Here is a 26,781-nt window from a genome sequence, read left to right as displayed (position 1 = left end):
CGGACGGACTACATCTGGCGGCTGGCGAGCCGGGCGAACAGCCCGTCCCGGTCGGCGAGCAGTTCCTCGTACCGCCCCTGCTGCACCACCCGGCCCTGGTCCATCACGATGATCCGGTCGGCTTCGGCGACCGTCGACAGCCGGTGGGCGATGACGACGCGGGTGGCGTTGAGCCGACGGGTGGATTCGGTGACCAGTCGCTGGGTCGGGTTGTCGAGCGCACTCGTCGCCTCGTCGAAGAAGACGATGCGGGGCCGGGAGACCAGGGCGCGGGCGATCATGAGCCGTTGCCGCTGGCCGCCGCTGAGGGTGCTGGTGCCTTCGGAGAGCACGGTGTTCATGCCCATCGGCAGGGCCGCGATGTCCTTGTCGATGCCGGCCATCTCGGCGGCCGCCCAGGCGTCGTCGAGGGTGTGGTTGGTGGAGCCGACGATGTTGGCCTTGATGTCGCCGGCCAGCAGCGCGCCGTGCTGAAGGACGACGCCGCACTGCCGGCGTACCGCGGAGACCTCCAGCTCGCCCAGGTCCTGGCCGTCGTAGAGGACGGTGCCGGCCTCGGGCCGTTCGAAGCCGAGCAGCAGCCTCAGCACCGTGGACTTGCCGCTGCCGGACGGGCCGACGACGGCGACGAACTCGCCGGGTTCGATGGTCAGGGTGACGTCCTGGAGGGCGGGCGGGCCGTCCTGGCCGTAGCGGAAGGTGACGTGGCTGAGGCCGAGCCGTCCGGAGAGGTCGCCCGGGTCGGCCTTGCTGTCGTCGACCTCGGGCTTCTCCTCCAGGATCGGCCGCAGCCGTTCCAGCATCGGCACCACACCCATGGCGGTGACCGCGGCGGAGGTGAACTGCAGGCTGGAGGCGATCAGCAGGTTGAAGGCGGTGAAGAAGGAGAGGAAGACCGGGATCGGCACGCTGCCGCCGAGCGGGCCGGCGATCACCCCGAAGACGATGACGGAGCAGACCAGCGGGAAGCCGGCGTTGAAGGTGGTGACCGCGTTCTGGACCCGGCGGGAGGAGGCGGCGAGGCCGCGGCCCTTGCCGAACTCGGCGGCCCACACCCCGAAGACCCGGTCCTCGGCCGCGGTGACCCGCAACTTGGGTATGGCGGTGAGCAGTTGGAAGACCCGGGCGGACATGGTCTGCTCGTGCGCGTAGAGCCGGCGCTGCCAGCGGACCTCCACCCGCCCGGCGACGAGGGCGAAGCCGGCGCCGATCAGGACGAGGGCGGTGGCGAGGCCGGCCAGCCGCAGGTCGTAGAAGAAGACGAGCACCAGGTTGGCCAGACCGGTCAGCAGCCCGAGGGTCGCCGTGGTCATCATCCCGGACAGGGTCTCCTGGGCGGCGCTGACGCCGAGCACGGTGGTGCCGAGTTCGCCGGTGGAGTAGTTGGCGAAGAACGGCGCGGGCAGGGACAGCAGTCTGGTCCAGACGCCGACCTGCATGGCGGCGGTGGAGCGGCTCTCGATCCGCAGCACGGCGATGTTCTGCACGATGGACAGTGCGGCGACGGCCATCGCGGAGCCGATCACGACCAGGGCGCCCTCGGTGATCAGGTTGCGCTGGGCGTGCGCCACGAAGGTGCCGAGGACCTCGCCGGTCATCACGGGGACGAGCAGGCCGATCAGGGCGACCAGCGCGGCCATGCCGGTGAACATCCACAGGTCGCGCCGGTTGTTGCGCAGGCCGAACCGGAGCAGGCCGCCGACGGTGCGGACGGCCGCGGGCAGCGGCCGATACAGCACGGTGGCCTTGTTCTGCAGTTCGGCGGCGAGCTTCGGGGTGAGCGGGGTGACCTTGCCGCCCTCGGCGAGGACGTAGCCGCCGCCGGAGCCGTCGCCTAGCGGCAGCAGGGCGACGGGGGCGCCGGCCTTGCGGTAGCCGATCATCGCGCCGAGGTCGTGGCGCCACCACCGGCCGTCGAGGCGGACGGAGCGGGTGCGGACGCCGGAGGCCATGGCGATGGCCTGCAGCCGGTCGAGCCGGCGGTCGTGCCCGTTGCCGGAGACGGGGGCGGTGACGGTGTAGCCCTCGTGGGAGGCGACGAGCCGGGCGGCGGCCAGGGTGGGGTCGTCGCCGGTGGCGTCGCCGATCCGCAGCCGGGAGGCGGTGTCGCGCAGGATGGTCTCGAAGCCGCGGGCGGATTCGGCGAGGGTGCCGGCGTCGCGTTCGCGGCGGGCGGCGATCAGTTCGGTCTCGCTGTCGCGGCGGGTGCCGATGCGGCGGTCGACGGTGTCCAGCAGCCGGCCGCAGTGGGTGGCGAGGCGTTCCCAGAGGCCGCCCTCGTCGAGCAGTTGGCGCGGGGAGCGGGCCCGGACGGTGGCGGCGCCGGTGGCGACCAGCCAGTCCCTCTCGGTGAGGCAGAGTTCGGTGCCCTCGGCGAGTTCGCCCGCGGCGCCGCCGGGTGCTTCGACGGTGCCCTCCTCGACCCGGACCCACTGCAGGCCGTCGACCGAGCGCAGTGCCTGGCCTCGCTTGAGGGCGGTCGGCCCGGCCGGGTCGAGCGGGGTGAACTCGCGCGGCGGCAGGGTGTCGCGCAGGGCCCCGGCCAGGGCGGTCAGGCCGCGGGCGAGGCCGGCCAGGAACTGGTCGGCGGCCTGCTGCTGTTCGCCTTCGGGCAGGGCACGGACGGCGGCGCCGGCGGCGGTGCCGCACTCGCGGCCGCGGGCGGAGAGCCCTTCGACCCAGGTGGTGGCGAGGTAGGAGAGTTCGGCGCCGAGCACGGGGCGGGCGACGATGCCGATGCCGCGCCCCGGTCCGGTGGCCGCGCCGGGCACCAGGGTGCCCGCCTCGATCCGGCAGAGGAAGTGCCAACGTCCCTGCGGGGCACCGGAGTCGAGGCTGACGGCGAACAGGTCGACGGCGCCCGAGTGGACCAGCAGCATCCGCCCGGGGTCGTCCAGGACGAGGTAGCGGTCGGCGAGCGGTTCGACCGGCTCGGCGGCGTCGGTGAAGAAGGGGGAGAAGGCCTCCAGGGCAACACTCACAGTTGGTCCTCCTCCTCGCGGCGCGCGGACTCGATGAGCGCGCTGTAGTGCCCGCCGAGTGTCAACAGCTCGTCGTGGGTGCCTCGTTCGACGATCTCGCCCTCCTGGAGCACGATGATCTCGTCGGCGTCGCGGACGGTGGAGAGCCGGTGCGCGATGATCAGGCAGGCGCAGCCGCGGCGGCGCAGGTTGTCCATGATCACCCGCTCGGTCTCCGGGTCGAGCGCGCTGGTGGCCTCGTCCAGCACCAGCAGGGTCGGCTCGGTGGCCAGCGCACGGGCCAGTTCGAGGCGTTGGCGCTGGCCGCCGCTGAAGTTGCGCCCGCCCTCCAGGACGGCGCTGTGGATGCCGCCGGGCCTGGTCATCACGGTGTCGAAGACGGCGGCGTCGTGCAGGGCGGCGGTGACCGCCTCGTCGGGGACGTCGTCGTTCCACAGCGTGAGGTTGTCCCGGACGGTGCCCTCGAACAGCGAGATGTCCTGGTCGACGTAGGCCAGGGAGGAGGCCAGGACGGTGCGGGACAGTTCCTCGCGGGGCCGCCCGTCGAGCAGGATCCGGCCCGACCACGGGGTGTAGAGGCCGGTCAGCAGCCGGCCGAGGGTGGACTTGCCGCTGCCGGAGCCGCCGACCACGGCGATCCGGCGGCCGGGGACCACGGTGAGGCTGAGGTCCTTGATGATCGGGTCGGACAGCGGGCTGTAGCCGAAGCGGACGTGCTCGAACTCCAGGGTGCCGTCCAGTTTGGGCCCGGCCTCCGGTTCCGGCGTGGCGAAGGCGGCCGCGACGGGGTAGCGCTCGACGTCGTACAGCCGCTTGATGTCGGCGGTGACGTCCTGCAGGCGCCCGCCGAGGTTGGTGAGCTGGGTGACGGGGCGGCTGAGCGCGGCGAGCAGGGTCTGGAAGGAGACCAGGATGCCGACGCTCATCGCGCCGTCCACCACCCGCTGCCCGCCGACCAGCAGGATCAGTCCGCTGTTGAGGGCAGCCAGCATCGGCGGCACCACGGTGAGCACGGCGCTCGGGATGCCCAGTTTCTGCTTGGCGGTGACGACCTTGGCGAGGAAGCCGGCCCAGCGGCTGAACGCGTCGGGTTCGGCGCCGGTGGCCTTGACCGTCTCGATCAGCGAGAGGGTGGTGAAGGTGGTCGCGGTGAGGTTGCCGCGGTCGGTGCGCAGGGCGGCGACGGCGTCGGTGCGGGAGCGGGCGACGGCCTGCAGCACGACGATGTTGAGCAGGGCCATGCCGACGCCGACCACGCCGAGCAGGATGTCGTAGCGGATCAGCACGGCCGCGTAGAACAGCACCAGGCCGAGGTTGATGACGGTGAGCGCGAGGTCGCGGGAGAGGATCTCGGCGACCACGTCGTTGCCGGACACCCGTTTGGCGACCTCGGCGGGGCGGCGCTGCAGGAAGAAGTCGACGGGCAGCCGCAGCAGGTGCCGGAAGAACCGGGCGGAGCTGACCATCCCCATCCGGATCTCGATCCGCAGCAGGTAGTGCCGTTGGACGGAGGTCAGCACGAAGACGACCACGGCGGTGGCGGTCATGGCGGCCAGCAGGGGGAGGAGGTAGCCGCTCCCGCTGCCGGTGAGGACCCGGTCGATGAACACCCGGGTGTAGGCGGGGATCGCGATGCCGGGGAGCACCAGCAGCAGGCTGGCGAGCAGCACGAGCGGCATGGCGCGTCCGGTGGGCAGCCGGCGTTCCAGCAGGGCGCGGGTGATGCCGCCGCGGTCGCCGCCGGGTTCGAAGCCGGGGCCCTTCTCGAAGGAGAGCACGATCCCGGTGAAGCCGGAGTCGAACTCGTCCCACTCCATCAGGCGCGGGCCGCTGGCCGGGTCGTTGACCGCGACGACGGTGCGTCCGTACCGGGTGCGGACGCCCTCGACGACCATGAAGTGCTGGAAGGCCCAGAAGATGATCACCGGGCCGTCGAGGTCGCGGAGCTTCTCGGCCTCGGTCTGGTAGCCGCGCGCCGTGAGCCCGTACGTCCGGGCGGCGTTGAGCAGGGTGGAGGCGCGGGCGCCGTCGCGGGAGACGCCGCAGACGCCGCGCAGGTCCTCCAGCGGCACCCAGCGGCCGTGGTGGGCGAGGATCATGGCGAGGCTGGCGGCGCCGCACTCGACCGACTCCATCTGCAGGACGGTCGGTACGGCGTGCCGCCAGCGCCGCGGCGCGGCCGCCCGGGTGGGGCGGCCGCGGCGGTTCTTCTTCCCGGCCTTCCCGCCCGGTCCGGGTGCCGGGTCGGTGGTCCGGGTGGTCTCCGGGATCGTGGCTGTCATCGGAGCCCCCCTCAGCGGCCGAGGATCAGGTTGAACGGGGTCTGCTTGCCCACGTTGATGGTCGCGGTGACGGCGACCTGGGTGCCCAGCGGGTTCGGCGGGCCGCTCTGCGAGGTCCAGGCGTAGCCGGTCGGCGTGTCCGGGTCGGCGGTCAGGTCGATCACCACCAGTCGGGGCGCGTCCTTGCCCAGGTAGCGCTGGGCGGCGAGGTCCCCGCCGACCAGGCCGGAGACCGCCTCCCGGGTCAGCGCGTACGGGCTGACCGAGCTGACGGTGCCGCGCAGCAGGCCGAAGGCGCCGGCCGGGGTGGTGGAGACGTTGAGGTCCACCTGGTCGCCGGGCTCCAGTCCGACGGTGCGGGTCGCGGGCACGAAGACCATCGCGACCATGCGGTCCTGCGGGCCGTCGGCGCGTTCGACCGAGGCGACCGGGGAGCCGGGCGAGACCACCTGTCCGTCGGTGACGGACAGGCCGACCACCCGCCCGCCGAACGGGCTGGTGATCTCCCGGCTGTGGCCCTCGGTGTCCTCGACGCGGACCACCGACTGCCCCTGCCGCACCTGGTCGGAGGGCTGGGCCAGGACGGTGCGGACCATCCCGCCGAACGGGCTCTGGATCATCGCGGTGCCGTGCGGGCGGGTGAGCAGGCCGGGGGCGTCTACGGTGATCGGGATGGTCCCGGCGAAGGTCCACAGCAGTGCCGCGGCCATGGTGATCATCACGACGAACAGGGCGATCCAGCCCCGGGGCGCGGCGAGCAGGGTGGGCGAGTCCAGCTCGTCCGGCTCGCGCATCCGCTGCAGCGCCTTGAAACGGAACTTCATCGTCTGGCTTCTCTCCGCGGGACGCCGACGTCCTGGCGCAGGGTCGGGGGCCGGCTGCCGATCACGAGTTCACCGACGGTGCCCTCGGTGAAGTAGTCGATGCCGCTGGCCGCGGCGAAGTCGGCGGCGTCGCCGCCGCCGAGGCCGCAGACCGCGAGGTCCATCGCGGTGCCGACCAGGTAGAGGGTCTGGTAGAGCGCGCCGACGTGCTTGAGGATCAGCGGGTAGGCGACCGTCTCGTACTTCCACATCACCCGGCCGAAGCGCGCGGTGACCAGCAGCACCACCTGCGGGTCGGCCTTCATCAGGCTCGACTCGCGGGCGCCGGAGACGAGTTGGGCGGTGGCCGGGTTGGGCTCGCTGACCAGTTCCAGCTCGTGCCGGTCGGTCGCGTAGTGCCACAGGCCCGGCTTGAGCCCGGCGCAGGAGGTGACCAGCGGGTACACCTCCAGCTCGTGGACCGCGCCGCCGCTCGGGTACGGCCGGTCGGCCAGCTCCTGGCCGTCGCCGCCGGTGAAGGTCTGCCGCCGGCGCACGGAGCGCCAGAGCAGTTCGCCGAGCCGTTCGACGGTGATCGGGTCCTGGTCGTCGTGGTCGCGCACCGAGCGGCGCTGCTCCAGCACCTCGGTGAACGGCCGGTCCGCGCGGGCGAGTTCGCCCAGGTCGGGGACGGGCAGAGCGACCTTCTCGCCGGGGAACGGCGCGGGCGAGGCCGGCTCGGGGGCGAACCGGTCGCCGAACCGGTAGGTGCCGCCGTACCCGGCGACGGTGGTCGGCCGGCGGGTGCGGGAGTGGAACGCGAGGTCGGCGGCCTGCCACTGGGCGAGGCGCTGCTCCTCGGCCTCCGGCTCGGCGCCGGGGGAGCCGTACGCCAGCAGGCCGGCCGCGGCGAACAGCCGCAGGGTCTGCCGGACGGCGTCCAGCGGCAGACCGCCGGGCAGCTGGGCGAGCGCGGCGGGGCTGGTCCAGCCGGCCAGCGCGGCCAGCAGCCCGGCCGCCCGGGAGGTCAGCTGGACGGCCAGCGGGCTGCCCGGGGCGCGGACCAGCAGGGCGCCGTCCTCGGCCGAGGCGGAGGCGAAGCGGGACAGCTTCACCTGCCCGGTCGGGTCGGGCGTCGGTCCCGGTTCGGCGGCGCCCCGGCCGACCGGCCGCAGCCGGGCCAGCGGCTCGTCGGCGGTGTCGGTGACCAGGTGGACGGAGTGCTCCAGCAGCCCGGTGGTGCCGAGCCGGCGGCGGGTGAGCTGCCAGCGCAGCAGTCCGGCGTCGCCGTCCCGGGCCGCGACCAGGGCGGCCAGTTCCTCCTCGGTCTGCTCGCCGGCGGCCAGTGCGGCCACGGCCTCCAGGGCGCCGGGCGCGAGGTCGTTCAGGTTCAGCGCGCCGACGGGCGCGGTGAGCCGGACGGCTCGGGGGCCGAGCGGCGCGAGCGTGCCGTCGGGGCGCAGCCGCAGTCGGCGGACCGTACGGGCGGTCGCGGGCAGGTGGATCCCGTCCGGCGCGGTGGGCACGGCGGTGGTCGCGGCGGTGGTCAGTGCGGTGGTCATGGTGTCAGCACCCGGCCGTTCCTAGAAGAAGACGTTCTTCGGGTTGAGCTGCTCCTCGGTGTGCGGCGCGGCGAGCCGGCCCTGGCGCACCGGGACGTCGTACAGCCGGCCGGGGGCGAGGCGGCGCCAGAAGTGGCGCATGCCGGGGGCGATCACCTTGACCACGCTGAGGTCGAGGTCGGGGCGGCTCTGGTCGAGCACGATGACCTCGACGCCGGCCTTGGCGGCGCGTTCCACGCAGTCCCGGACGTGCCCGGCCAGGTCGTCACCGACGAGCGGGGCGAAGTCGGCGAGGGTGCTGGCGGGGGTGTCGCGGTCGGGCAGCAGCCAGGGCTCGCCGGCGACGGTCGCGGTCCGGCACCACTCCAGGGTCTCCAGGTCGTCGGTGCGGTAGAGGGTGTTGCCCTCCTCGTCCCGGCGGTCGACGAACGGGAGGAACTGGTTGACCTCGGTGAGCGCGCGGATCGCGGCGATCCGCGGGTCCGGGTGGGCGCCGAAGCCGACCATGATGTCCTCGACCGCGTGCTTGCGCCGCGAGATCGCGGCGAACACCGGCACGCCGAGGTCGGAGGTGATGTCCAGGACCCACAGCTCGCGGTCGACCGAGGCGTAGAAGGCACGCATGGTGTCGACGTACGGGTCGTTCAGCGAGTCGAGGTCGAACTCGGGCTGGGCGAGCCGGTTGTACCACCACAGGGCGACGGCGTCGCGCTCGACGACCTCGCAGAAGCCCTGGAGGATCGCCTCCTCCAGGGTGTTGCCGCTGGCGCAGCCGTTGGAGTCGCCGACGCAGTAGAAGTGCTGCTGCAGGTCGGGGTGGCCGTACCAGGCGTAGCCGGAGGGGACGAGCCGTTCGGCGTCGTGGGTGAGCGACCAGGCGCGCGTCCAGTCCAGTTCGACGTCGGTCGGGAACGGGTCGGGCACCAGGTGCAGCCGGTGGTTGGGGTCGGCGTTCCATGCGGCGCGGCCGGCGAACTGCTCGTCGGAGAACTGCAGCAGGGCGTCCATGTGGACGGCGACGGCCGGGTCGAGGTCGCGGTAGGCGGCGCGCACCACGGGCTCCTCGCCGCGCCAGACCGCCGAGTAGCGCTCGATGGCCTCGCAGACCGCGCTGACCTTCGCCTGGATCTCGGACCGGCCCTTGCCGCCGCTCTGGCCGCGCATGTTGCGGCGCAGCAGGTCCATGTTGTCGTTGACCATGGCGAAGTTGTGGCCGGCGGTGAAGCTGAAGGTGATGCCGTTGCCGGTGTCCTCGTGCGCGCCGAGCCGGGTGATCGCGCCCAGGTGCGGGCTGATGTGGTGCTTCAGCCGGTCGTAGGTGAACTGCGGGGCCTGGACCCGGTAGCCGCCGTCGGTGGTGTGCCGGGCGGGGCTGGGCTGCAGGACGACCTTGGGGCTGCGCTCGGTGAGCAGTGCCGGGTCGCCGCAGCTCGGGCACTGCGGCTGGCGGACCAGGCTGTGCTCGGTGGTCTGCAGGGTGTTGAGGTCGAGGCTGACCATCGTCCCGGACAGCGCCGAGCAGCACTCGTCGGCGAGGATGCGGGCGGTCTCGGTGGCCAGCAGCTGGGCGGCCATCGCCGGTCCGGCCGGGATGGCGGCGCGCAGCGGGTGGAACGGTACGGTCCCGCCGCGCTTGCCGGCGAGGTAGCGCTCGACCTGGCGGTTGCCGCTGATGCGCTGCGCGAGACACGTCCAGCAGCCGGTCTCGCCGGGGCGCAGCAGCGGGCCGAGCCAGGGGGCGGTGCCGGTGGGCTTGGCGAGCAGCCAGGGGCGGCCGTCGGCGAGGCGGGCGGTGTTCAGCCGCTCCAACGCACGGTCGAGGTAGTCGTCGGTCAGCGCGATCACCAGGGTGTCGGCGCCGCCGGCGACGGCCTGGTCCTCGGTCACCGGGCGGGCCCGCAGGCCGGTCGCGGTGAGCGCGTCCACCAGGGGCGCGGCGTCGGCGGAGCCGAGGGCCAGCACCAGCAGTTCGGTGGCCCGTCCGGCCTCCAGCGCGACGGCCGGGTCGACGCCCTGGGCGTCCCAGTACGCGAGCACGTGGTCGGGCAGGTCGGGCCGGCCCTCGGCGAGGTGGCCGGCCGCCTCGTAGCGGCGCAGCGCGGTCAGCGCCTGGCCGAGCGGCACGGTGCCGCCCAGCTCCTGGAGGATCTCGGCGACGGTGCGCCGTCCGTCCAGGTAGGGCAGGAGGCGCACCGCAGCGGCCCCCGGGACGAGGTAGTCCTGACCCTCTCCGAGCAGGAAGACCTTTTCGCCCACCGTCTCGGTGAGGAAATGGGCCTTGAGCCGCGGTCGCTCCATAAGTCATCCCCCTGTGTCCACAAGTCCGTTGTGAATATTGAACACGCCGTCAAAACAGCTGTACATACTGCATATTCGGCGGGCCGGCGGATATACGCATCGTGTGGAATTGCGTATTCCGCGGCGCCGGTACGTAGGGCCGTACGTATTCGTCCCGAGCGTTGACAGTCCGGTGGGGGTGGCGATACTGGTGTGTCCGCGAGGGTGCTTACGGGGGGTTGCGTTGCCGACTGGAGTTTTGCTGCACCGTGAACAGGAGCTGGCCGGACTGGCCCGGGCGGTGGCCGGGGCGGGTGCGGGCCGGCCCGCAGTGGTGCTGGTCAGGGGCCCGCGGGGGATCGGCAAGAGTGCGCTGCTGCGGGCCGCGCTGGCCCGGATGCCGGGTGAGGCGGTGGTGCTCCGGGCCCGATGTCACGACAACGAGCGGGACTTTCCGTACGGGGTGGTGCGCCAGCTCTTCGATCCCATCATGCGCATGTCAAGCAATGGCGCGCAAGGCGCGGAATTCCCCGCCGGGGAATTTCTCGCCGAAGCGATACCGGAAGGTCCGGAAAGCCCCGGCAACGGGCGCGAACGGGTGCTCAACAGCCTTTTCCACGCAGCCCGTTCGCTGACCTCCCGAACCCCCGTCGTGATGGCCGTGGACGACCTCCACCTCGCCGACGAGGAGTCCCGGCAGTGGTTCTCCTACCTGGCCCGCCGGCTCGACGGCCTGCCGGTCGCCCTGCTCGCCACCACCGCCGACGAGGCCGCCGACCCGCTGGCCGCCGAACTCGGCGCGCTCGGCCACGCCCGGACCGTCACCCCCGTACCGCTCTGCGACAGCTGCGTGGCCGAACGGGTCGCCGAGGAGTTCGACGCCCCGGTCGACCCCGAGCTCGCCGCCGTCTGCCACAACCTCTCCCGGGGCAACCCGCTGGTGCTGGAGGAACTGACCGCCCGGCTCGTCGCCGCCCGGGTCTCACCCGGCTCGCCCGACCTCGACACCGTGCGCCGGATCGGCGCCGGCACCCTCGCCGACACCACGCTCAGCTGGCTGCGGCAGAGCCACCCCCGGGCCGCCGACCTGCTCACCGGCCTCGCCGTCCTCGGCGCCGACGCCGACCTCGCCACCGCCGCCCTGCTCGCCGGTCAGGGCGACCTGCTCGCCGACGAGGCCCGCGAAGCGCTGCGCCGCACCGACCTGATCGAACCCGGGCCGCCGGAGACCTTCCGGCACGAGCTGGTCCGCACCGCCGTGCTGGCCCGCACCGACCCGCGGATCCTGGTCGCCCTGCACGAACGGGCCGCAGCCCTGCTGGACCGGCTCGGCGCCCCGGCCGGCCGCATCGCCGAACACCTGATGTCCTGCGGCACCACCGGCCTCGACTGGGCCGTCCCGGTGCTCCGGACCGCCGCCCGGGAAGCCGCCGCCGACGGCCACTGGGACGACGCCGCCCGCTACCTGCAGCGCGCGCTCGCCGACACCACCGACCCGGACGCGGTCCGCTCGCTGACCGGACAGCTCGGTACCGTCGAACTCCACCGGGACGTCGCCGCCGCCGCCCGCTGCGCCACCGGCCTGGCCGCCGTCGCCGACCCGGTCGAACGGGCCCGGCTGCTGCGGCCGTTCGCCGGCCCCGTGCTGGCGCTCGGCTCCTCCGGCGCCGCGGCGGTCCCCTTCACCGAAGCCGCCCACGCCCTCGCCGCCACCGCCGGGCCGCCCGCGGACCTCCTGCTGCCGCTCGCCGCCCAGGCCCTGCTGGCCGGCCGGCGCACCGCCCTGCGGCAAGCCGTCGCCGCGCTGCGCGCCGACGGCTCCGCGACCGCCGCCCCCGACCTGCTCGGCGCCCTCGCCGCGCTGGCCGCCGCCGCCGGCCAGCCCCGGACCGCCGTCCGGCTCGCGGCCCGCAGCGTGCGCGGGGTCTCCCCCGCCGAGGCCGGCGTCGAGGTGCTCGGCGCGGCGATGGCCTACGCCTGGACCGGACGGCTCGACGAGGCCGCCGCCTGGGCCGGCCGGGCGGTCCGCTCCGCCCAGCGCTGGAACCACCGCGGCGAACTGGCCCTCGCCCTGCTCGCCCGCTCCGACATCGCCCACCGCCAGGGTCGGCTGGACGCCGCCCTCGCCGACGCCGAACACGCCGCCGACCTGGCCGCCCGGGTCCGGGCGGACGAACTCGCCGGCGCCGCCCGGGCACTGGCAGTCCGGGCCCGGCTGCGCCGGGGCCTGCCGGTGGACGGCACGGACCTCGCCGCGGTCGACCTGCCGGCCGAGGCGCACCCGCTGCTGCGCGCGGCGGTGCTGGAGGCCCGCGGCCTGCTCGCCGCCCACCACGGCGACCACCAGCAGGCACTGCGGCTCTTCCTGGAGTGCGGCCACCAACTGGCCGCCCGCGGCATCGCCAACCCGGCCTGCGTGCCGTGGCGTTCGCACGCCGCGCAGACCTACCAGGCGCTCGGCGAGCCGGCCGCCGCCCGCACCATCGCCGCCGACCCGCTCCCGGGCGGCGACGCCCGCCCCCGCCCGGCCGAGGACCGCGGCCCGGCCATCGGCACCCGCGACGCCGGACCGGTCCGGCTGACCCCCAGCGAGCGCCGGGTCACCGAACTGGTGCTGCAGGGGCTGAGCAACCTGGAGGTCGCCGAGCGGCTCTGCCTCAGCAAGCGCACGGTCGACACCCACCTGGGCCGGATCTACCGCAAGCTGGCCATCAAGGGGCGGCCCGAACTGGCCTCGGCCGTCAAGGCGCTGTGACGGCGGGGCGCCGGGCGCACGGGCGCGGCCCCGCCGGGACGTGGTGACGCCAGGGCGCCGTGACGCCGACCGGCAGGACACGGTGATGCCAGGACCCGTGACGGCAGGACGCTGTGATGCCGTGACGCCGTGACGCCGTGACGGCAGGACCCGATCCCCCCGGTCGGGCCCTGCCGTCAGGCTCCGCCGCCGCCCGCGGGCGCCGCGACGACGCCGAACTCGGCGCCCCACGGGTCCCGCAGCACCGCAGGCTCCTCGCGGCCCGGGCGGACCAGGCGCGCGCCCAGCTCCACGGCCCGGCGCACGGTGTCCGTCGGGTCGAGGGCGCCGAGGTGGGGCAGCCACTGCGGGCGGCCCTGGTCGCTCTCCACCACCCGGGCCTGTCCGGTCCCGTCGAGCTCGAACTCGCCGTCCGCGGTGAGCCGGTAGCCGAAGAGCGCCCCGTAGAAGGACTCGGCGGTGGCGGCGAGCGGCACCCGCAGCTCGTGGCCGGAGATCGCGCCGGGCTCGTCGGAGAGCACCACGCCCTCGGCACGGCTGCCCTCCCAGAAACCGACCGTGACGCCCGAGGGGTCGACGGCGAGGAAGAGCCGTCCGTTCGCCCCGACCGGCACCGGCGGCATCACCACCCGGCCGCCGTGCCGGCCGACCTGCGCGCAGCTGTGGTCCGCGTCCTTGGTCGCCAGGTAGATGTTCCACACCGCCCTCGGCGGCAGCCCGGCCGGTGCGGCGCCGAAGCCCCCGATGATCTCCCCGCCGAGCAGGGCCAGTTGGTAGTCCGGTGACTCGGCGACGAACTCCCAGCCGAACAGCGTCGAGTAGAAGTCCCGGCTGCCGTTCAGATCGGGAGTGATGCAGTCAGCCCAGCACGGTGCACCGATGGCATAGCGGGTACGTCGAGGCACGACTCGTCCTTCTCCTTGGTCATTGCGTGGTCGATCAGGCCCGCCGCTTCCTCCGCCCCGCCCACACCGGGCAGGTGCAGGCAGTGGGTCGGCGCCCCGGCGAGCAGGCCGGCTGATCCGGCCGGCCAGGTCTGGGTCGTGAACTCCCATGGTGCCAGCCGGACTTCCTCATCGGCACTGCGACACAGCCGGACCAGTGCGGGCGGCGCCAGCCGGGCCCGGACGGGGACGACCGGGCCGAGGCACTCCGGGCGGACCAGCAGCACCTCTCCGCCGATCGGCGAGGCGACCGTACGCCACATCCCCTCCGGCAGCCCGGCGCCGCGCAGCCAGGCCGCGGCGGGCCCGCGCGCCTCCAGCGGGGCGAGGTAGGGCAGCACGTGCCCGGTGCGGCGGTCCAGCACCAGGAGCCGGCCGGAGACGAACTCCCAGGAGCGCTGCGCCAGCGCGGCGCCCACGTTCGCCTGCTCCGAGTACGGACCGCCGAGCAGCGCGACGGTGGCGCCGCCCTTGGCCAGCACCACGGCAGGGGCCAGACAGAACCGGTCCTGCAAGGCGGCGAACGGCGGTACGGCAGGCGGCACGTTGCCCCAGCCCCGGAAGGCGCGGCGCAGCAGCGGTGTGCCGTCGCTGCGGCGGACCAGGAAATCGTCCGGGGCGCCCTTTCCGGCAGATCCGGAGAATTCCACCCGGAGCTGGTCGGGATCCTGGGACATTCCTGTGAGGTGCGGACCGAAATGGAACGAGATCTCGTCGCGGTCGGCCCGGACGAGTCCGACCTCGATGCCGAAGAAGTTCAGCACAATCGGCTCGATAACCGGCACTGTCGCTCCTGACGGGTTCGTTGCACATTCAATTTGTGAGGGCGTCCGGAGTTCGCCCGACCGGGCCCGGAGTTCGTCCGGCCGTGGCCGCCCGGCGGGGCGCGCGGAGGCCGGGCGGGGCCCGTCGGCGGTGCGGCGAACGTCCCGGGCGGGCGGTGGCGCGGTGGGTGCCGGGCCCCCGCCCGGTCCGGCACCCGGGTGTCCGCGCCGGCGGCCCGCCACCGTCCGGCCGGGCTGCCCGGCGGTCCGGATCCGGTGGGCGGGCGTCATGTCCGGTCGGTGCCGATGGCGTCGCCGGTCACTCCCAGCGCCAGTCACCCGGGTTGTTGATGCCCGGGTCCTTGGGCTTCGGGGTGGCGACCACCGGGTCGGTGGGGTCGCCCGGCGTGGTCGACACCGTGGCGCGGGGGGCCGGGCCGGAGGTCGACGGGTGGCCGGTCGCGGCCTGCGCGGCCCCGGCCAGGGCGCCGCAGACCAGGACGATCGCGGCGGCGGCGGTACAGGCGTACTTACGGCAGGAAAGCATGGAATCCCCCAGGACGAGCGCTGTTTCGGAAGCGGGTGCCGGGCAATTCCGCAGCCGCGGCGGTCGACCGCCGGTGAGGGCGGTCCGCGGTCATCGGCGGGCCCGGCCGGGGAGCTCGCCGCTCCCCGACAACCGAAAGTCTGCTGCACGCGGAGGGGGACCGGAAGGCGTTCGGGGCGGCAGGAAGATCGGTATGGCACGATGGTGCCATTGCCATTCCATTACCTTTCCGCTTCCGGTCGAAGCGGGGGGTGGAACGGGAGGCTCCGGACGGTTGTCCCGGTCCGCCCGCCCTGGCATGATCAGGCGGCAACTCGTCCGGTCGAAGTTGCCGGTCGAGGGACGGACTGCGGGGGTGGTGCGCCGATGTTGGACGGGATCGACGACGCCGCACAGGCGGTCTACAGGTTAATGCTGACGGATCATCACCTCGATGCCAAGGGCCTCGCGGGAAAGCTCGGCCTGACCGAGGCGAAGGTCCGCGGCGCGCTCGACCAGCTCGCCGACCTGCGGCTGCTCCGGCCCTCCGAGGAACTCCCGGACGAGCTCCCGGGCGGCCTGCGGCCGGTCGACCCCAGGGTCGGACTGCCCGCCCTGCTGCGCCACTACGAGTCCGTCCAGCAGCGCGCCCAGGAGGAGTTCGAGCGGCGCCAGGCCGCGATCACCAACCTGCTCGCCGAGTACCGGGACGAGTCGGCCCGCGAGGACAGCCAGCTGGAGCGGCTGATCGGGCTGGCCACGGTGCAGGCCCGGCTGGACGAGCTGGTCCGCTCGGTCTCCGCCGAACTGCTCACCTTCAACCCCGGGGGAGCCCAGTCCGCGGCCTCGCTCCAGGCCAGCCGCCCGGGCAACGAGGAACTGCTCGCCCGCGGTGTGGCGATGCGGACGGTCTACCTGGACAGCGTCCGCAAGGACCGGGCCACCGTGCGGCACGCCGAGTGGCTGACCGGGCTGGGCTGCGCGGTGCGGACGGTGCCCGCGCTGCCGCTGCGGATGATGGTCATCGACCGGCGGGTCGCCCTCGTCCCGATCGACCCGGCCAACACCCGCAAGGGCGCGGTGCAGATCTCCTCGCCCGGAGTGATCACCGCCCTGCTCTCCCTGTTCGAGCAGACCTGGGCCGACGCGACCCCCTTCGGCGCCCCGCGCGAGCGCGACGAGCAGGGGCTGACCCGCCAGGAGCAGGAGTTGCTCCGCCTGCTCGGCCAGGGCTACACCGACGAGGCGGCGGGCAAGCACCTCGGCCTCTCCCTGCGCACGGTGCGCCGGATGATGGCCGACCTCATGGACCGCCTGGGCGCCCGCAGCCGCTTCGAGGCCGGTCTGCTGGCCGGCCGCCGCGGCTGGCTCTGAGGCTGCCGCCGGCCGGGTCCGGGCGTTGCTCCGGCTCCCGGGCCTGCCGTCCGTGGGCTCCCGGGCCCGCCGTCCGCCCGGCTCCGCGGGCCGTCCGTCCGGCTCCGCCTCCGGCCCGCCCAAGGCGTGCGGCCCCGCACCGCTCCGGGTGGACCGTCGGAGTGGCGTAAGTCACGCCGGAATAGGGTGGTTTCGGGTGTTCTGCCTGGTGGATGCCCGGGTGCCGACGGGTTTGCCTGCCCACCGGAGGTCCGTGACCGTGTCGGGCCTAAATATGATCGGAAGCCACGATCGTCGGTTGTGCCGACGGTCGTATGTGCAACCTGGGAACGGTTGGGGCCGTCTCTCTGTGTGCGGTGCGCCAGATCGTCCGGGGCGTCGCTTCCGTCGGTGAAAGGTACGCGCATGTCAGGTCAGTGGGGCGAGGGCCCGGCTCGGAGCGAGGACGAGTCCGGTGCGCTCACGACCGAGGGCACCGGGAGCGGCGGCGCCGTGCCGTCCCCGCGCTCCGGCGGACGGGCCGAGGCCCGCCGTGCCGCTGCCCAGGGCAAGGGCGGCCGCGGCGGCGACAAGGCGGACTCCGGGCCCGGCGGCCGGGCGGCGGCGCGCAAGAACGCCAAACCGAAGAAGAACGTGAAGAAGATCGTCGCCTGGTCGGCGGCGGGCGTGCTGGTGCTGATCGCCGGCGCGGGCGGCGCGATCTACTTCAAGCTGAACGCCAACATCAAGTCCTTCGACGCCGACGCGATAGCCGCGGACCGCCCGCCCGAGGCCAAGGCCGACGCCGACGGCAACAAGCCGGTCAACATCCTGCTGATCGGGTCCGACAGCCGCGGCAAGAACAACGCCGACCTCGGCGGCGGCGAGGACGGCGGCGCCCGCTCGGACACCACGATCCTGCTGCACGTCTACGCCGACCACAAGCACGCCGTGGGCATCTCGATCCCGCGCAACACGATGGTCCAGCTGCCGTCCTGCAAGCTGCCCAACGGCAAGTGGACCAAGGGCGGCAACACCGACCTGTTCAACGCGGCCTTCTCGACCGGCGGCAGCGACGACGGGAACCCGGCCTGCACCCAGAACACCGTGGAGAAGGTGACCGGCATCCGGGTCGACCACACCATGGTGGTCGACTTCAACGGCTTCGCCGCGATGACCAAGGCCGTCAACGGCGTGGACATCTGCCTCCCGCAGCCGGTCTACGAGGGGGACATCAACCCCAACCTGAAGAAGAAGGGCGCGGTCGTCCTCCCGCAGGGCAAGCAGACCGTGGACGGCCAGAAGGCCCTCGACTACGTGCGCCTGCGCCACGGCATCGGCGACGGCTCCGACATCGGCCGGATGAAGCGCCAGCAGGCCTTCATGAGTTCCCTCATCAGCAAGATCAAGAAGGAGGGGCTGAGCCCCACCACCCTCCTGCCGCTCGCCGACGCCGCCACCAAGTCGCTGACCGTCGACCCGGGCCTCGACTCCGCCGACAAGCTGCTCTCCTTCGGCCTGTCGCTGAAGAACATCGACATGCACGACCTCAAGTTCGTGACGGCGCCCTGGCGTTACCGCACCCAGGACTCCAACATCGACCTGATCCAGCCGGACGCCAACAAGCTCTGGGAGACCCTCAAGGCCGACCAGACCATCGACGGCCAGAACGCCACCGGCCAGCAGCCGGACGGCGGTGGCAGCGGCACCAGCCCCGCCCCGCAGCAGCCCGCGCCCACCACCCCGGCCGCCCCGGCCGGGGACGCCTCCAACGCCGCGATCAAGGTGGCGGTCTACAACGGGACCACCGTCAACGGCCTCGCCGGCAAGGGCACCGAGCAGCTCAAGGCCGCCAAGTTCGGCGCCACCACGGCCGGCCAGGCGGCGAGCACCAAGTACAAGGCCACCACGATCGAGTACGGCTCCGGGCAGAAGGCGAACGCCGAGAAGATCGCCGCGCTGTTCCCCGGAGCCGAGCTCGCCTCCGGCAGCTCGCGGGGCATCTCGGTGATCGTCGGCCAGGACTTCGCGGCGGCCACCGGCCTCGGCACGCCCTCCGGGACGGCCGGCGCCACCCCGGGCGTCCAGACGCCCCCGCAGCCGCTGCCCACCACCGTCACCAACGACGCCCGCTCGGCGGACGACGACATCTGCGCCAACACCACGTACGGCAGCGGCGGCTGACCGCACCCACCGGACAGCGGGGACGACCCCCGGGCCGGCGCCCCTCCGGGCGCGTGGGCCCGGGGGTCGTGCCATGGTGGGTCCGTGGCCGGTGCGCGGCCCCCGCCCACCGGCCACGGGGCCCGCGCGGCTCCGGGAGGGGACCGGCACGGCAGCGAAAGGCGGACCCCATGCCCGAGATCGCCCTGCAGTTCGACATCGCCGCGCCCCGGGCCGTCGTCCTCGCCGCGCTCACCACGCACGACGGGCTGACCGCCTGGTGGACCACCGCCGTGGACCGGGAGGCCGACGTCCTGCTGTTCGACTTCCCCGACATCCCCGAGCCGTTCCGGCTGCGCGTGGAGCGGGCCGACCAGGACCGGGTGGTGTGGACCAACGCCGGGGCCTTCCCGCCGCACTGGGCCGGCACCTGGATCAGCTGGGACCTCGCCGCCCGGCCCGGCGCCTCCGCCCGGCCCGGCGCCTCCGCCCGGCCCGGCGCCTCCGCCCGGCCCGGACAGGCCGAGCAGCCCGATGTGTCCGAGCGGCCGGGACAGGCCGAACAGTCGGGCGCGTCCGACCACACCCGGCTGCTGTTCCGGCACGGCGGCTGGCAGCCGGGCAGCGAGGAGGGCATCCCGGCGGTGGCCGGCACCTGGGCCGAACTGCTGGTCCGGCTCAAGGACTACGCGCAGAGCGGCAAGGTCCAGCCGTACTTCGTCACCGCCCTGCGCCACGACGCCCCGTAGGCCGCCCCGCGCAGCCGCTTCGTGCAGCCGCTTCCGGCTCGTGCACCCGCCCCGTGGAGCCGCCCGCGAAGGCGGCCCGCCCCGGGCACCCGCCGGCGCCGTCCGGTGGCGGGATCGCGCCGGCGGGCCGAAGGTGGCGGTGTACCGCCGTCGCACCGGCCGGGCCGGACCCCGCCCGCCCCCGACGGCCGGACCGCCCGTTCCCACCGCGCCCGGCCCCGCCCCCACGACCGCCGGTCATCACCGCCTCCGGGAGGCCCCGCAATGCCCGTAGTCACCGATCCGTACCAGCCCGGCACCCCCTGCTGGATCGACCTGATGGCGAGCGACCAGCAGGCCGCGCTGGACTTCTACCGCGACCTCTTCGGCTGGCAGGGCGAGGTCGGCTCGGCCGAGTTCGGCGGCTACGCCGTGTGCACGCTCAACGACCGGCCGGTCGCCGGGATCATGGGACAGGTCGTGCCCGAGGGCCAGCCGGCGCCGCCCGTCGCCTGGACCACCTACCTCGCGTCGGACGACGCCGACGAGAGCAACCGCGCGATCACCGCGGCCGGCGGCACCATCCTCTACGAGCCGATGGACGTCGGCACGATCGGCCGGATGCTGGTCGCCGCCGACCCCACCGGGGCGGTGTTCGGCGTCTGGCAGGCCATGGACTTCATCGGCGCGGGCGTCGTCAACGAACCCGGCGCGCTGGTCTGGAACGAACTCAACACCGCCGACACCGACGCGGCCGGCCGCTTCTACCAGCCGGCGCTCGGGCTGCGCCCGGCCACCATCCAGGGCATGGACGGCTACTTCTCGTTCAACGTCGCCGACCGCACGGTGGGCGGCATGCAGGCCATCCCCGGATACCTGGCGCCGGGCACCCCCTCGCACTGGATGAGCTACTTCTCGGTGGACGACACCGACTCCACGGTCGACGCCCTGGTCAAGGCGGGCGGCTCGGTGGTCCAGCCGCCGTTCGACATGCAGGCCGGCCGGATGGCCGTGGTCCGGGACCCGCAGGGCGCCGTCTTCGCGGTCATCCAGGCCCCCGACGCCCAGATGCCCGACTCCCCGTAGCGGCCCCGGCACGGCCGGAAAACCGGAAGCCGCCCCTCCCGCGACGCGCCGCCGGGAATGGGCGGCTTCCCCCCCGTTCCCGGGTAAGACTGCACCCATGCTGGGGCTACCGGACGACATCCGCGCTTTCCTCTTCGACCTCGACGGGGTGCTCACTCAGACCGCGAAGGTGCACGCAGCGGCCTGGAAGGACACCTTCGACGCCTTCCTGCGCGCCGAAGCCGCCCGCACCGGCGGGCCGTTCGTCCCCTTCGACGCCGTCATCGACTACGACACCTACGTGGACGGCCGCCCGCGCCTCGACGGCACCCGGGCGTTCCTGCGCAGCCGGGCCGTCGAACTGCCCGAGGGCACCCCCGACGACCCGCCCAACTCCCGTACCGTCCAAGGAGTCAGCCGGGCCAAGAACGACATCGTGCTGCGGATGATCCGCGAGCAGGGCGTCCAGCCCTACGAGGGCTCGGTCGCCTACGTGCACCGGCTGCGCGCCGCCGGACTGCCCAGCGCGGTGGTCTCCTCCAGCGCCAACTGCCGCGACGTGCTACGGGCGGCGGGCATCGAGGACCTGTTCGACGTGATCGTGGACGGCAACGTCGCCAAGGCCGAGGGCCTGCCCGGCAAGCCCGCCCCCGACACCTACCTGTACGCCGCCCGCACACTCGGCGTCGAACCCGCGCACGCTGCCGTCTTCGAGGACGCGCTCGCCGGCGTCGCCTCCGGCAGGGCCGGGGGCTTCGGCGCGGTGGTCGGGGTCAACCGCACCGGCCAGGCCGCCGAACTGCACCGCGACGGCGCCACCGTGGTCGTCGACGACCTTTCCGAGCTCCTGGGAGAGCAGACATGAGCGAGCGCAGCGAGGGAGTCGTCGTGGGGTGCGTGTGGGCGAATGCCCCTGCCGAGCGGTGCGAGGTGGGCGCATGAGCGAGCGCAGCGAGGGAGTCGTCGTGGGGTGCGTGTGGGCGAATGCCCCTGCCGAGCGGTGCGAGGTGGGCGCATGAGTCCGTCGGACAACTTCACGATCGACCCCTGGCAGATCACCGAGCAGGGCCTGGACCTGGCCGCGCTGGCCCGCGCCGAGTCCGTCTTCGCGCTCTCCAACGGGCACATCGGGCTGCGTGCCAACCTGGACGAGGGCGAGCCGCACGGCCTGCCCGGCACCTACCTGAACGGCGTCTTCGAGCTGCGCCCGCTGCCGTACGGCGAGGGCGGCTACGGCTACCCGGAGTCCAGCCAGAGCGTCATCAACGTGACCAACGGCAAGATCATCCGACTGTTGGTGGATGACGAGCCCTTCGACCTGCGCTACGGCGAACTCGTCAGCCACAAGCGCTGGTTGGACTTCCGTGAGGGTCTGCTGCACCGGGAGGCCGAATGGACGTCCCCGGCCGGGCGGACCATCCGGGTGCGTTCCTCCCGGCTGGTCTCGCTCACCCAGCGCGCCGTCGCCGCCGTCGAGTACATCGTCGAGGCGGTGGACGGTCCGGTGCGGATCGTGCTGCAGTCCGAGCTGGTCGCCAACGAGCAGCTGCCGGGCGGTCCCGAGGGCGACCCGCGCGCCGCGGCCGTCCTGGAGGCGCCGCTGCAGCCGGAGGTGCACCACGCTGGCGGCACCAAGGCCGTCCTGGTGCACCGCACCCGGTACAGCGGCATCCGGGTCGCGGCCGGCATGGACCACATCATCGAGGGTCCGGAGAAATCCGACACCGTCGCCGAGGCGGAGGCGGACCACTGCCGGATCAGTGTCACCACCGTGCTGGAGCCCGGAGAGCGGCTGCGGCTGACCAAGTTCATGGCCTACGGCTGGTCCGGCACCCGCTCGCTGCCCGCGGTCCGGGACCAGGTGGAGGCCGCGCTGACCGCCGCCCGGTACACCGGCTGGGCCGGGCTGGTCGCCGAACAGGCTCAGTTCCTGCGGGAGTTCTGGGCGACCAGCGACATCGAGGTGGAGGGCGACGTCGAACTCCAGCAGGCCGTCCGGTTCGCCGTCTTCCACGTCCTGCAGGCCGGCGCCCGCAGCGAGGAGCGGGCCATCCCCGCCAAGGGGCTGACCGGCCCCGGCTACGACGGGCACAGCTTCTGGGACACCGAGACCTTCGTCCTGCCGGTGCTCACCTACTGCTTGCCCGGCGCCGTCAACCAGGCCCTGCGCTGGCGGCACACCACGCTCCCGCTGGCCCGTGAGCGGGCGGCCCAACTCGGCCTGTCCGGCGCGGTGTTCCCGTGGCGGACGATCCGCGGCGAGGAGTGCTCCGGGTACTGGCCGGCCGGGACGGCGGCCTTCCACATCGGCGCCGACATCGCCGCCGCGGTCGCCCGCTACGTCCGGGCCACCGCGGACGACGAGTTCGAGCGCGAGTACGGCCTCGAACTCCTCGTGGAGACCGCCCGGATGTGGCGTTCGCTCGGCCACCACGACGTCGCCGGGAACTTCCGGATCGAGGGCGTCACCGGGCCCGACGAGTACAGCGCGATCGCCGACAACAACGTCTTCACCAATCTGATGGCGCAGTCGAACCTGCGGGCCGCCGCCGAGGCCGCCGTCCGCCACCCGGCCGAGGCCGCCGCCCTCGGCGTCGACACCGAGGAGACCGCCGCCTGGCGGGACGCGGCCGCCGCGATGTTCATCCCGTACGACGAGGACCTCGGCGTCCACCCGCAGGCCGACGGCTTCACCGACCACCAGGTCTGGGACTTCGAGAACACCTCGCCCGAGAAGTACCCGCTGCTGCTGCACTTCCCCTACTTCGACCTGTACCGCAAGCAGGTGGTCAAGCAGGCCGACCTGGTGCTCGCCATGCAGGTCCGCGGCGACGCCTTCACCGACGAACAGAAGGCCCGCAACTTCGCCTACTACGAGCGGCTGACCGTCCGTGACTCCTCGCTCTCCGCCTGCACCCAGGCGGTCATCGCCGCCGAGGTCGGCCAGCTCGACCTCGCGTACGACTACACCGCCGAAGCCGCCCTGATGGACCTGCACGACCTCGGCGGCAACACCCGCGACGGCCTGCACATGGCGTCGCTGGCCGGGGCCTGCATCGCCCTGGTGGCCGGTTTCGGCGGGCTGCGCGACCAGAGCGAGACGCTGTCCTTCCGCCCCCGGCTGCCGTCCGGCCTGATGGGGCTGAGCTTCTCGCTGCTGGTGCGCGGCCACCTGCTCGGTGTCCGGATCACCCACGATTCGACGACGTACACGCTGCGCCGCGGCGAGGTCATCCACCTGCGGCACGACGGCGAGGCGGTCCAGGTCAAGGCCGGTGCGCCGGTCACGCTGCCCACCACCGCCCCGCCCGCCCAGGAGCGCTTCGGCCAACCCCCGGGCCGCGAACCCGCCCGCCGCCACGCGCAGGCGGGCCTGGCCGCGGGCAAGCTGGGCCAGCAGGACCACCTCGCGGCGGAGTAGTGGCCGGGTGCGGGCCCGCGCCGGCCGTGGCGCGGGCCCGCACCCGTACCGGCGCCGTGCCCTCACCCGTCCGGCCCACCCGCACACCCCACCCGTGCCCACATCCCACCCGTGCCCTCACCCGTCCGGCCCACCCCGGCTGCGCCGCTCCCCGCCCTCGTCGGAGGGTGCAGGTGTCCCGTGGCGACCGGAGGAGGGCACCCGTGGCGAGCGTGGCCGAACAGATGGTGGAGGTGCTCCGGCAGGCCGGGGTCGAACGGGTCTACGGTGTCGTCGGCGACAGCCTCAACCCCGTCGTCGACGCGATCCGCCGGGCCGAGGGCATCGGCTGGGTGCACGTGCGCAACGAGGAGGCCGGCGCCTTCGCGGCCGCCGCCGAGGCCGAACTCACCGGCCGGCTCGCCGTCTGCGCCGGCTCCTGCGGCCCCGGCAACACCCACCTCGTGCAGGGCCTCTACGACGCCCAGCGCAGCGGCCTGCCCGTCCTCGCCCTGGCCTCGCACATCCCGTCCGGCCAGATCGGCACCGGCTTCTTCCAGGAGACCCACCCCGAGCGGGTGTTCACCGACTGCAGCAACTGGTGCGAGATGCTCTCCACCCCCGCTCAGCTGCCCCGGCTGCTGCGGATCGCCGTCCAGCACGCCCTCGGCTCGCACGGCGTCTCGGTGCTCGCCTTCCCCGGGGACGTCGCCGCGCTGCCCGCCGCCGGGCCCACCGGCACCAGCCACTTCCTCACCGAACAGGCCGTCGCCGCACCGCCGTGGTCCCAGGTGCAGGAACTGGCCCGGCTGCTCAACGCGGCTCGCAAGGTCGTGCTGTTCTGCGGCGCAGGGGTGCGCGGTGCGCACGCCGAGGTGATGGAGGCGGCGCAGGCCCTGAACGCGCCGGTCGGCCACTCCCTGCGCGGCAAGGAGTGGATCCAGTACGACAACCCGTACGACGTGGGGATGAGCGGCCTGCTCGGCTACGGCGCGTGCCACGAGGCGCTGCACTCCGCCGACCTGGTGCTGCTGCTCGGCACCGACTTCCCGTACGACTCGTTCCTGCCGCAGCTGCACACCGTCCAGGTCGACCACGACGCCACCCGGCTCGGCCGCCGCACCGCGCTCGACCTGGCCGTCCACGGCGACGTCGCCGCCACCCTGCGGGCCGTCCTGCCGCTGCTGGACGCCAAACGCGACCGGGCCTTCCTCGACGGCATGCTGCGCAAGCACTGCCGCGCCCTGGAGGACGTCGTCGGCGTCTACACCCGCGACATCGAGAAGCACCTGCCGATCCACCCCGAGTACGTCGCCGCCGTCCTCGACGACGTCGCCGCCCAGGACGCGGTGTTCACCGTCGACACCGGCATGAACAACGTCTGGGCCGCCCGCTACCTGCAGCCCAACGGCCACCGCCGGGTGATCGGCTCCTTCCTCCACGGCTCGATGGCCAACGCCCTCCCGCACGCCATCGGCGCCCAGCTCGCCAACCCCGGACGCCAGGTGATCGCGATGGCCGGCGACGGTGGCATCGCCATGCTCCTCGGGGAACTGCTCACGGTCGCCAAGCACCGGCTGCCGGTGAAGACCGTCGTCTTCAACAACGGCGCACTCGGCATGATCAAGCTGGAGATGCTGGTCTCCGGCTACCCGGAGGCGGAGACCGACAACGGGGACGTGGACTACGCGGGGATCGCCCGGGCCATGGGGATCCCGGCCAAGCGGGTCACCGAACCGGCGCGGGTACGGGAGGTGCTCACCGAGGCCCTGGAACGTCCGGGTCCCGCCCTGGTGGACGTGGTCACCGACCCCAACGCGCTGTCCATCCCGCCGCACATCACCGCCGCCCAGCTGAAGGGCTTCGCGCTGGCGGCCGGGCGGACCGTGCTCTCGGGTGGCGTCGGCCGCATGATCGACCTGGCGCGGAGCAACCTGCGCAACATCCCGCGGCCGTGAGACCCGTGGTCGTGACCGCCGCGGCCGTGGGGCGCGCGACCGGGCCGCCGGGGTCCAGCCCACCCCTTTGCCTCTGAGGCAAATTTCTTGCCACTGCGGCACGCCGGGTGTCCACTGGACACATGACCAGCAGCTCCACCGGCGCCCCCGCCGCAGGCGACCGGCTCGACGACCAGGAGGTCGTCGGCCTCGCCGCCCGCCTCCGCGAGCACCGGCTCAGCAGCCGCCTCACCCTGGAGGTCGCCGCCGGACGGGTCGGACTCTCCCCAGCGTATCTGTCCCGGCTGGAGACCGGCAGGCGGCAGCCCTCGCTGCCCGTCCTGCTCGGCCTCGCCCGCGCGTACGGCACCTCGGTGTCCGGCCTGCTCGGCGAGACCGCGGCCGAACCGGACCCGGTGGTCCGCGGCGGCGCCATCGAGCCCGGCCGGGCCGGAGGCTGGGGCTACCGACGGGCCGGCGCCCCCGGGCGCGCCATGCAGGCCCTGCGGGTGCACGTCCCGCCGGGCGTGCAGGACGCGGTCGTCCGGGTCCACCCGGGCGAGGAGTGGCTGTACATCCTGCGCGGCGAACTCCGGCTCACCCTCGGCGACCAGGTCCACCGCCTCGGCGTGGGCGACTCCGCCCACTACGACTCGCTCACCCCGCACTGCATCGCCGCCGAATCCGACACCGGCGTCGAACTGCTCTTCGTCCACACCCTGCTGCAGAGCCCCGGCGGCGAACTCTGCCTCGGCGGCGGCCCCGCCGCCACCCACTGATCTGCCGTCAGAACACCCTGGAGGAGATCCCCATGGCCGACCCCGCCACCACCGTCAGCCCGGCCGGTGCCGCCGACACCGCCACCGGCCCGAAGACCATGGACGCCGGCAAGTGGGCCAACAAGCGGGTCTACCTCCGGCTGGTCATCTACACCGCCGGCATCCACGCCTTCGCCGGCTTCATCATGCTGCTGTTCGAACTCGGCAGCCGCAACAAGTAGCCGGCCCCGCCTTCCGCCCGCCTCCACCCCCGAAGGAGGCGGGCGGAACCCTTCCCGGCCACCCGTGCTCCGCGTGCCCGTCCCGCCGGTGCCCGCCCAGCCCCCGCGCGGCGGTTCGCGGTGGGTCCTCTCCGACCCGGGCGTCAAGCGTTGCGCAGCGGTTCACGGTGGGCTCGCGTCGCTCCCTCTCCTCTGCGCCCCTCAAGCCCTGCGCAGCAGTTCGCAGCAGTCTGCGCCGTCC

The 26,781-nt window shown here is 73.7% G+C and carries 18 protein-coding genes; 10 read left to right on the top strand and 8 right to left on the bottom strand.

The window, feature by feature from the left end:
- Positions 1-8: 8 nt before the first annotated feature.
- Genes AB0D10_RS19620 through AB0D10_RS19600 form a run of 5 tightly spaced genes read right to left on the bottom strand, consistent with a single transcriptional unit; the run spans position 9 to position 9,926 of the window.
- Complete coding sequence (locus AB0D10_RS19620; protein WP_360257785.1) at positions 9-2,981, bottom strand: NHLP bacteriocin export ABC transporter permease/ATPase subunit; 2,973 nt, start codon at positions 2,979-2,981, stop codon at positions 9-11.
- Entirely contained in the window at positions 2,978-5,263 is a 2,286-nt protein-coding gene (locus AB0D10_RS19615) for an NHLP family bacteriocin export ABC transporter peptidase/permease/ATPase subunit (RefSeq protein WP_360257783.1), read from the bottom strand. The genes AB0D10_RS19620 and AB0D10_RS19615 overlap by 4 nt, the downstream gene beginning before the upstream one ends.
- An 11-nt stretch (positions 5,264-5,274) precedes the next feature.
- Positions 5,275-6,087, bottom strand: coding sequence for an HlyD family efflux transporter periplasmic adaptor subunit (locus AB0D10_RS19610; protein WP_360257781.1), 813 nt, complete (start codon positions 6,085-6,087; stop codon positions 5,275-5,277).
- Positions 6,084-7,628, bottom strand: a complete 1,545-nt coding sequence (locus AB0D10_RS19605) for a SagB family peptide dehydrogenase (RefSeq protein ID WP_360257779.1) — start codon at positions 7,626-7,628, stop codon at positions 6,084-6,086. The genes AB0D10_RS19610 and AB0D10_RS19605 overlap by 4 nt, the downstream gene beginning before the upstream one ends.
- Before the next feature lie 21 nt (positions 7,629-7,649).
- Positions 7,650-9,926 (bottom strand): TOMM precursor leader peptide-binding protein, encoded by a 2,277-nt coding sequence (locus tag AB0D10_RS19600; protein WP_360257776.1) that lies wholly within the window; start codon positions 9,924-9,926, stop codon positions 7,650-7,652.
- Positions 9,927-10,164: 238 nt separating this feature from the next.
- On the opposite strand from AB0D10_RS19600, the gene AB0D10_RS19595 reads away from it, so the two are divergent.
- Positions 10,165-12,660, top strand: coding sequence for an AAA family ATPase (locus tag AB0D10_RS19595; protein WP_360257774.1), 2,496 nt, complete (start codon positions 10,165-10,167; stop codon positions 12,658-12,660).
- Between the two features lie 176 nt (positions 12,661-12,836).
- Here the strand turns inward: AB0D10_RS19595 and AB0D10_RS19590 are convergent, their stop codons facing one another.
- The 3 genes from AB0D10_RS19590 to AB0D10_RS19580 all read right to left on the bottom strand — a co-directional run bounded on the left by AB0D10_RS19590 (position 12,837) and on the right by AB0D10_RS19580 (position 14,915).
- A complete protein-coding gene (locus AB0D10_RS19590) occupies positions 12,837-13,565 on the bottom strand; it encodes a VOC family protein (RefSeq protein WP_360257771.1) in 729 nt (242 codons plus the stop codon).
- Positions 13,499-14,368, bottom strand: coding sequence for a hypothetical protein (locus AB0D10_RS19585; RefSeq protein WP_360257769.1), 870 nt, complete (start codon positions 14,366-14,368; stop codon positions 13,499-13,501). The genes AB0D10_RS19590 and AB0D10_RS19585 overlap by 67 nt, the downstream gene beginning before the upstream one ends.
- Before the next feature lie 319 nt (positions 14,369-14,687).
- A complete protein-coding gene (locus AB0D10_RS19580; RefSeq protein WP_360257766.1) occupies positions 14,688-14,915 on the bottom strand; it encodes a hypothetical protein in 228 nt (75 codons plus the stop codon).
- 366 nt (positions 14,916-15,281) lie between these two features.
- On the opposite strand from AB0D10_RS19580, the gene AB0D10_RS19575 reads away from it, so the two are divergent.
- The 9 genes from AB0D10_RS19575 (at position 15,282) to AB0D10_RS19535 (ending at position 26,540) form a co-directional block, all read left to right on the top strand.
- The gene (locus AB0D10_RS19575) at positions 15,282-16,268 is read left to right on the top strand and encodes a helix-turn-helix transcriptional regulator (RefSeq protein ID WP_360257764.1); all 987 of its coding nucleotides are present in this window, start codon (positions 15,282-15,284) and stop codon (positions 16,266-16,268) included.
- A gap of 405 nt (positions 16,269-16,673) precedes the next feature.
- The gene (locus AB0D10_RS19570) at positions 16,674-18,431 is read left to right on the top strand and encodes an LCP family protein (protein ID WP_360257761.1); all 1,758 of its coding nucleotides are present in this window, start codon (positions 16,674-16,676) and stop codon (positions 18,429-18,431) included.
- A 170-nt stretch (positions 18,432-18,601) separates the two neighbouring features.
- Positions 18,602-19,159, top strand: a complete 558-nt coding sequence (locus tag AB0D10_RS19565) for an SRPBCC domain-containing protein (protein WP_360257758.1) — start codon at positions 18,602-18,604, stop codon at positions 19,157-19,159.
- A 264-nt stretch (positions 19,160-19,423) separates the two neighbouring features.
- Entirely contained in the window at positions 19,424-20,224 is an 801-nt protein-coding gene (locus tag AB0D10_RS19560) for a VOC family protein (RefSeq protein ID WP_360257756.1), read from the top strand.
- A 97-nt stretch (positions 20,225-20,321) separates the two neighbouring features.
- Positions 20,322-21,068 carry a beta-phosphoglucomutase family hydrolase gene (locus tag AB0D10_RS19555; RefSeq protein ID WP_360257754.1) on the top strand — a complete coding sequence of 249 codons (747 nt, stop codon included), beginning with the start codon at positions 20,322-20,324 and terminating at the stop codon, positions 21,066-21,068.
- 150 nt (positions 21,069-21,218) lie between these two features.
- On the top strand, positions 21,219-23,624 hold the full coding sequence (locus tag AB0D10_RS19550; RefSeq protein WP_360257752.1) for a glycosyl hydrolase family 65 protein: 2,406 nt from the start codon (positions 21,219-21,221) through the stop codon (positions 23,622-23,624).
- 203 nt (positions 23,625-23,827) lie between these two features.
- On the top strand, positions 23,828-25,561 hold the full coding sequence (locus AB0D10_RS19545; protein WP_360257750.1) for a pyruvate dehydrogenase: 1,734 nt from the start codon (positions 23,828-23,830) through the stop codon (positions 25,559-25,561).
- A 122-nt stretch (positions 25,562-25,683) separates the two neighbouring features.
- Positions 25,684-26,319, top strand: coding sequence for an XRE family transcriptional regulator (locus AB0D10_RS19540; protein ID WP_360257748.1), 636 nt, complete (start codon positions 25,684-25,686; stop codon positions 26,317-26,319).
- A gap of 32 nt (positions 26,320-26,351) precedes the next feature.
- Positions 26,352-26,540 carry a DUF6126 family protein gene (locus tag AB0D10_RS19535; RefSeq protein WP_360257746.1) on the top strand — a complete coding sequence of 63 codons (189 nt, stop codon included), beginning with the start codon at positions 26,352-26,354 and terminating at the stop codon, positions 26,538-26,540.
- Positions 26,541-26,781: the final 241 nt, after the last annotated feature.

Origin of the sequence: Kitasatospora sp. NPDC048545 (genome assembly GCF_040651155.1) — a bacterium.
In the GTDB taxonomy this organism is placed as follows: domain Bacteria; phylum Actinomycetota; class Actinomycetes; order Streptomycetales; family Streptomycetaceae; genus Kitasatospora.
This window is presented reverse-complemented; position numbering and strand designations above follow the sequence as displayed.

Excerpts from the sequence above, each read along its gene's own strand:
- AB0D10_RS19550 (WP_360257752.1), top strand. The coding sequence starts at position 21,219 with ATGAGTCCGTCGGACAACTTCACGATCGACCCCTGGCAGATCACCGAG.
- AB0D10_RS19575 (WP_360257764.1), top strand. The coding sequence starts at position 15,282 with ATGTTGGACGGGATCGACGACGCCGCACAGGCGGTCTACAGGTTAATG.
- AB0D10_RS19615 (WP_360257783.1), bottom strand. The coding sequence starts at position 5,263 with ATGACAGCCACGATCCCGGAGACCACCCGGACCACCGACCCGGCACCC.
- AB0D10_RS19555 (WP_360257754.1), top strand. The coding sequence starts at position 20,322 with ATGCTGGGGCTACCGGACGACATCCGCGCTTTCCTCTTCGACCTCGAC.
- AB0D10_RS19570 (WP_360257761.1), top strand. The coding sequence starts at position 16,674 with ATGTCAGGTCAGTGGGGCGAGGGCCCGGCTCGGAGCGAGGACGAGTCC.
- AB0D10_RS19560 (WP_360257756.1), top strand. The coding sequence starts at position 19,424 with ATGCCCGTAGTCACCGATCCGTACCAGCCCGGCACCCCCTGCTGGATC.
- AB0D10_RS19565 (WP_360257758.1), top strand. The coding sequence starts at position 18,602 with ATGCCCGAGATCGCCCTGCAGTTCGACATCGCCGCGCCCCGGGCCGTC.
- AB0D10_RS19540 (WP_360257748.1), top strand. The coding sequence starts at position 25,684 with ATGACCAGCAGCTCCACCGGCGCCCCCGCCGCAGGCGACCGGCTCGAC.
- AB0D10_RS19600 (WP_360257776.1), bottom strand. The coding sequence starts at position 9,926 with ATGGAGCGACCGCGGCTCAAGGCCCATTTCCTCACCGAGACGGTGGGC.
- AB0D10_RS19610 (WP_360257781.1), bottom strand. The coding sequence starts at position 6,087 with ATGAAGTTCCGTTTCAAGGCGCTGCAGCGGATGCGCGAGCCGGACGAG.
- AB0D10_RS19605 (WP_360257779.1), bottom strand. The coding sequence starts at position 7,628 with ATGACCACCGCACTGACCACCGCCGCGACCACCGCCGTGCCCACCGCG.
- AB0D10_RS19580 (WP_360257766.1), bottom strand. The coding sequence starts at position 14,915 with ATGCTTTCCTGCCGTAAGTACGCCTGTACCGCCGCCGCCGCGATCGTC.
- AB0D10_RS19535 (WP_360257746.1), top strand. The coding sequence starts at position 26,352 with ATGGCCGACCCCGCCACCACCGTCAGCCCGGCCGGTGCCGCCGACACC.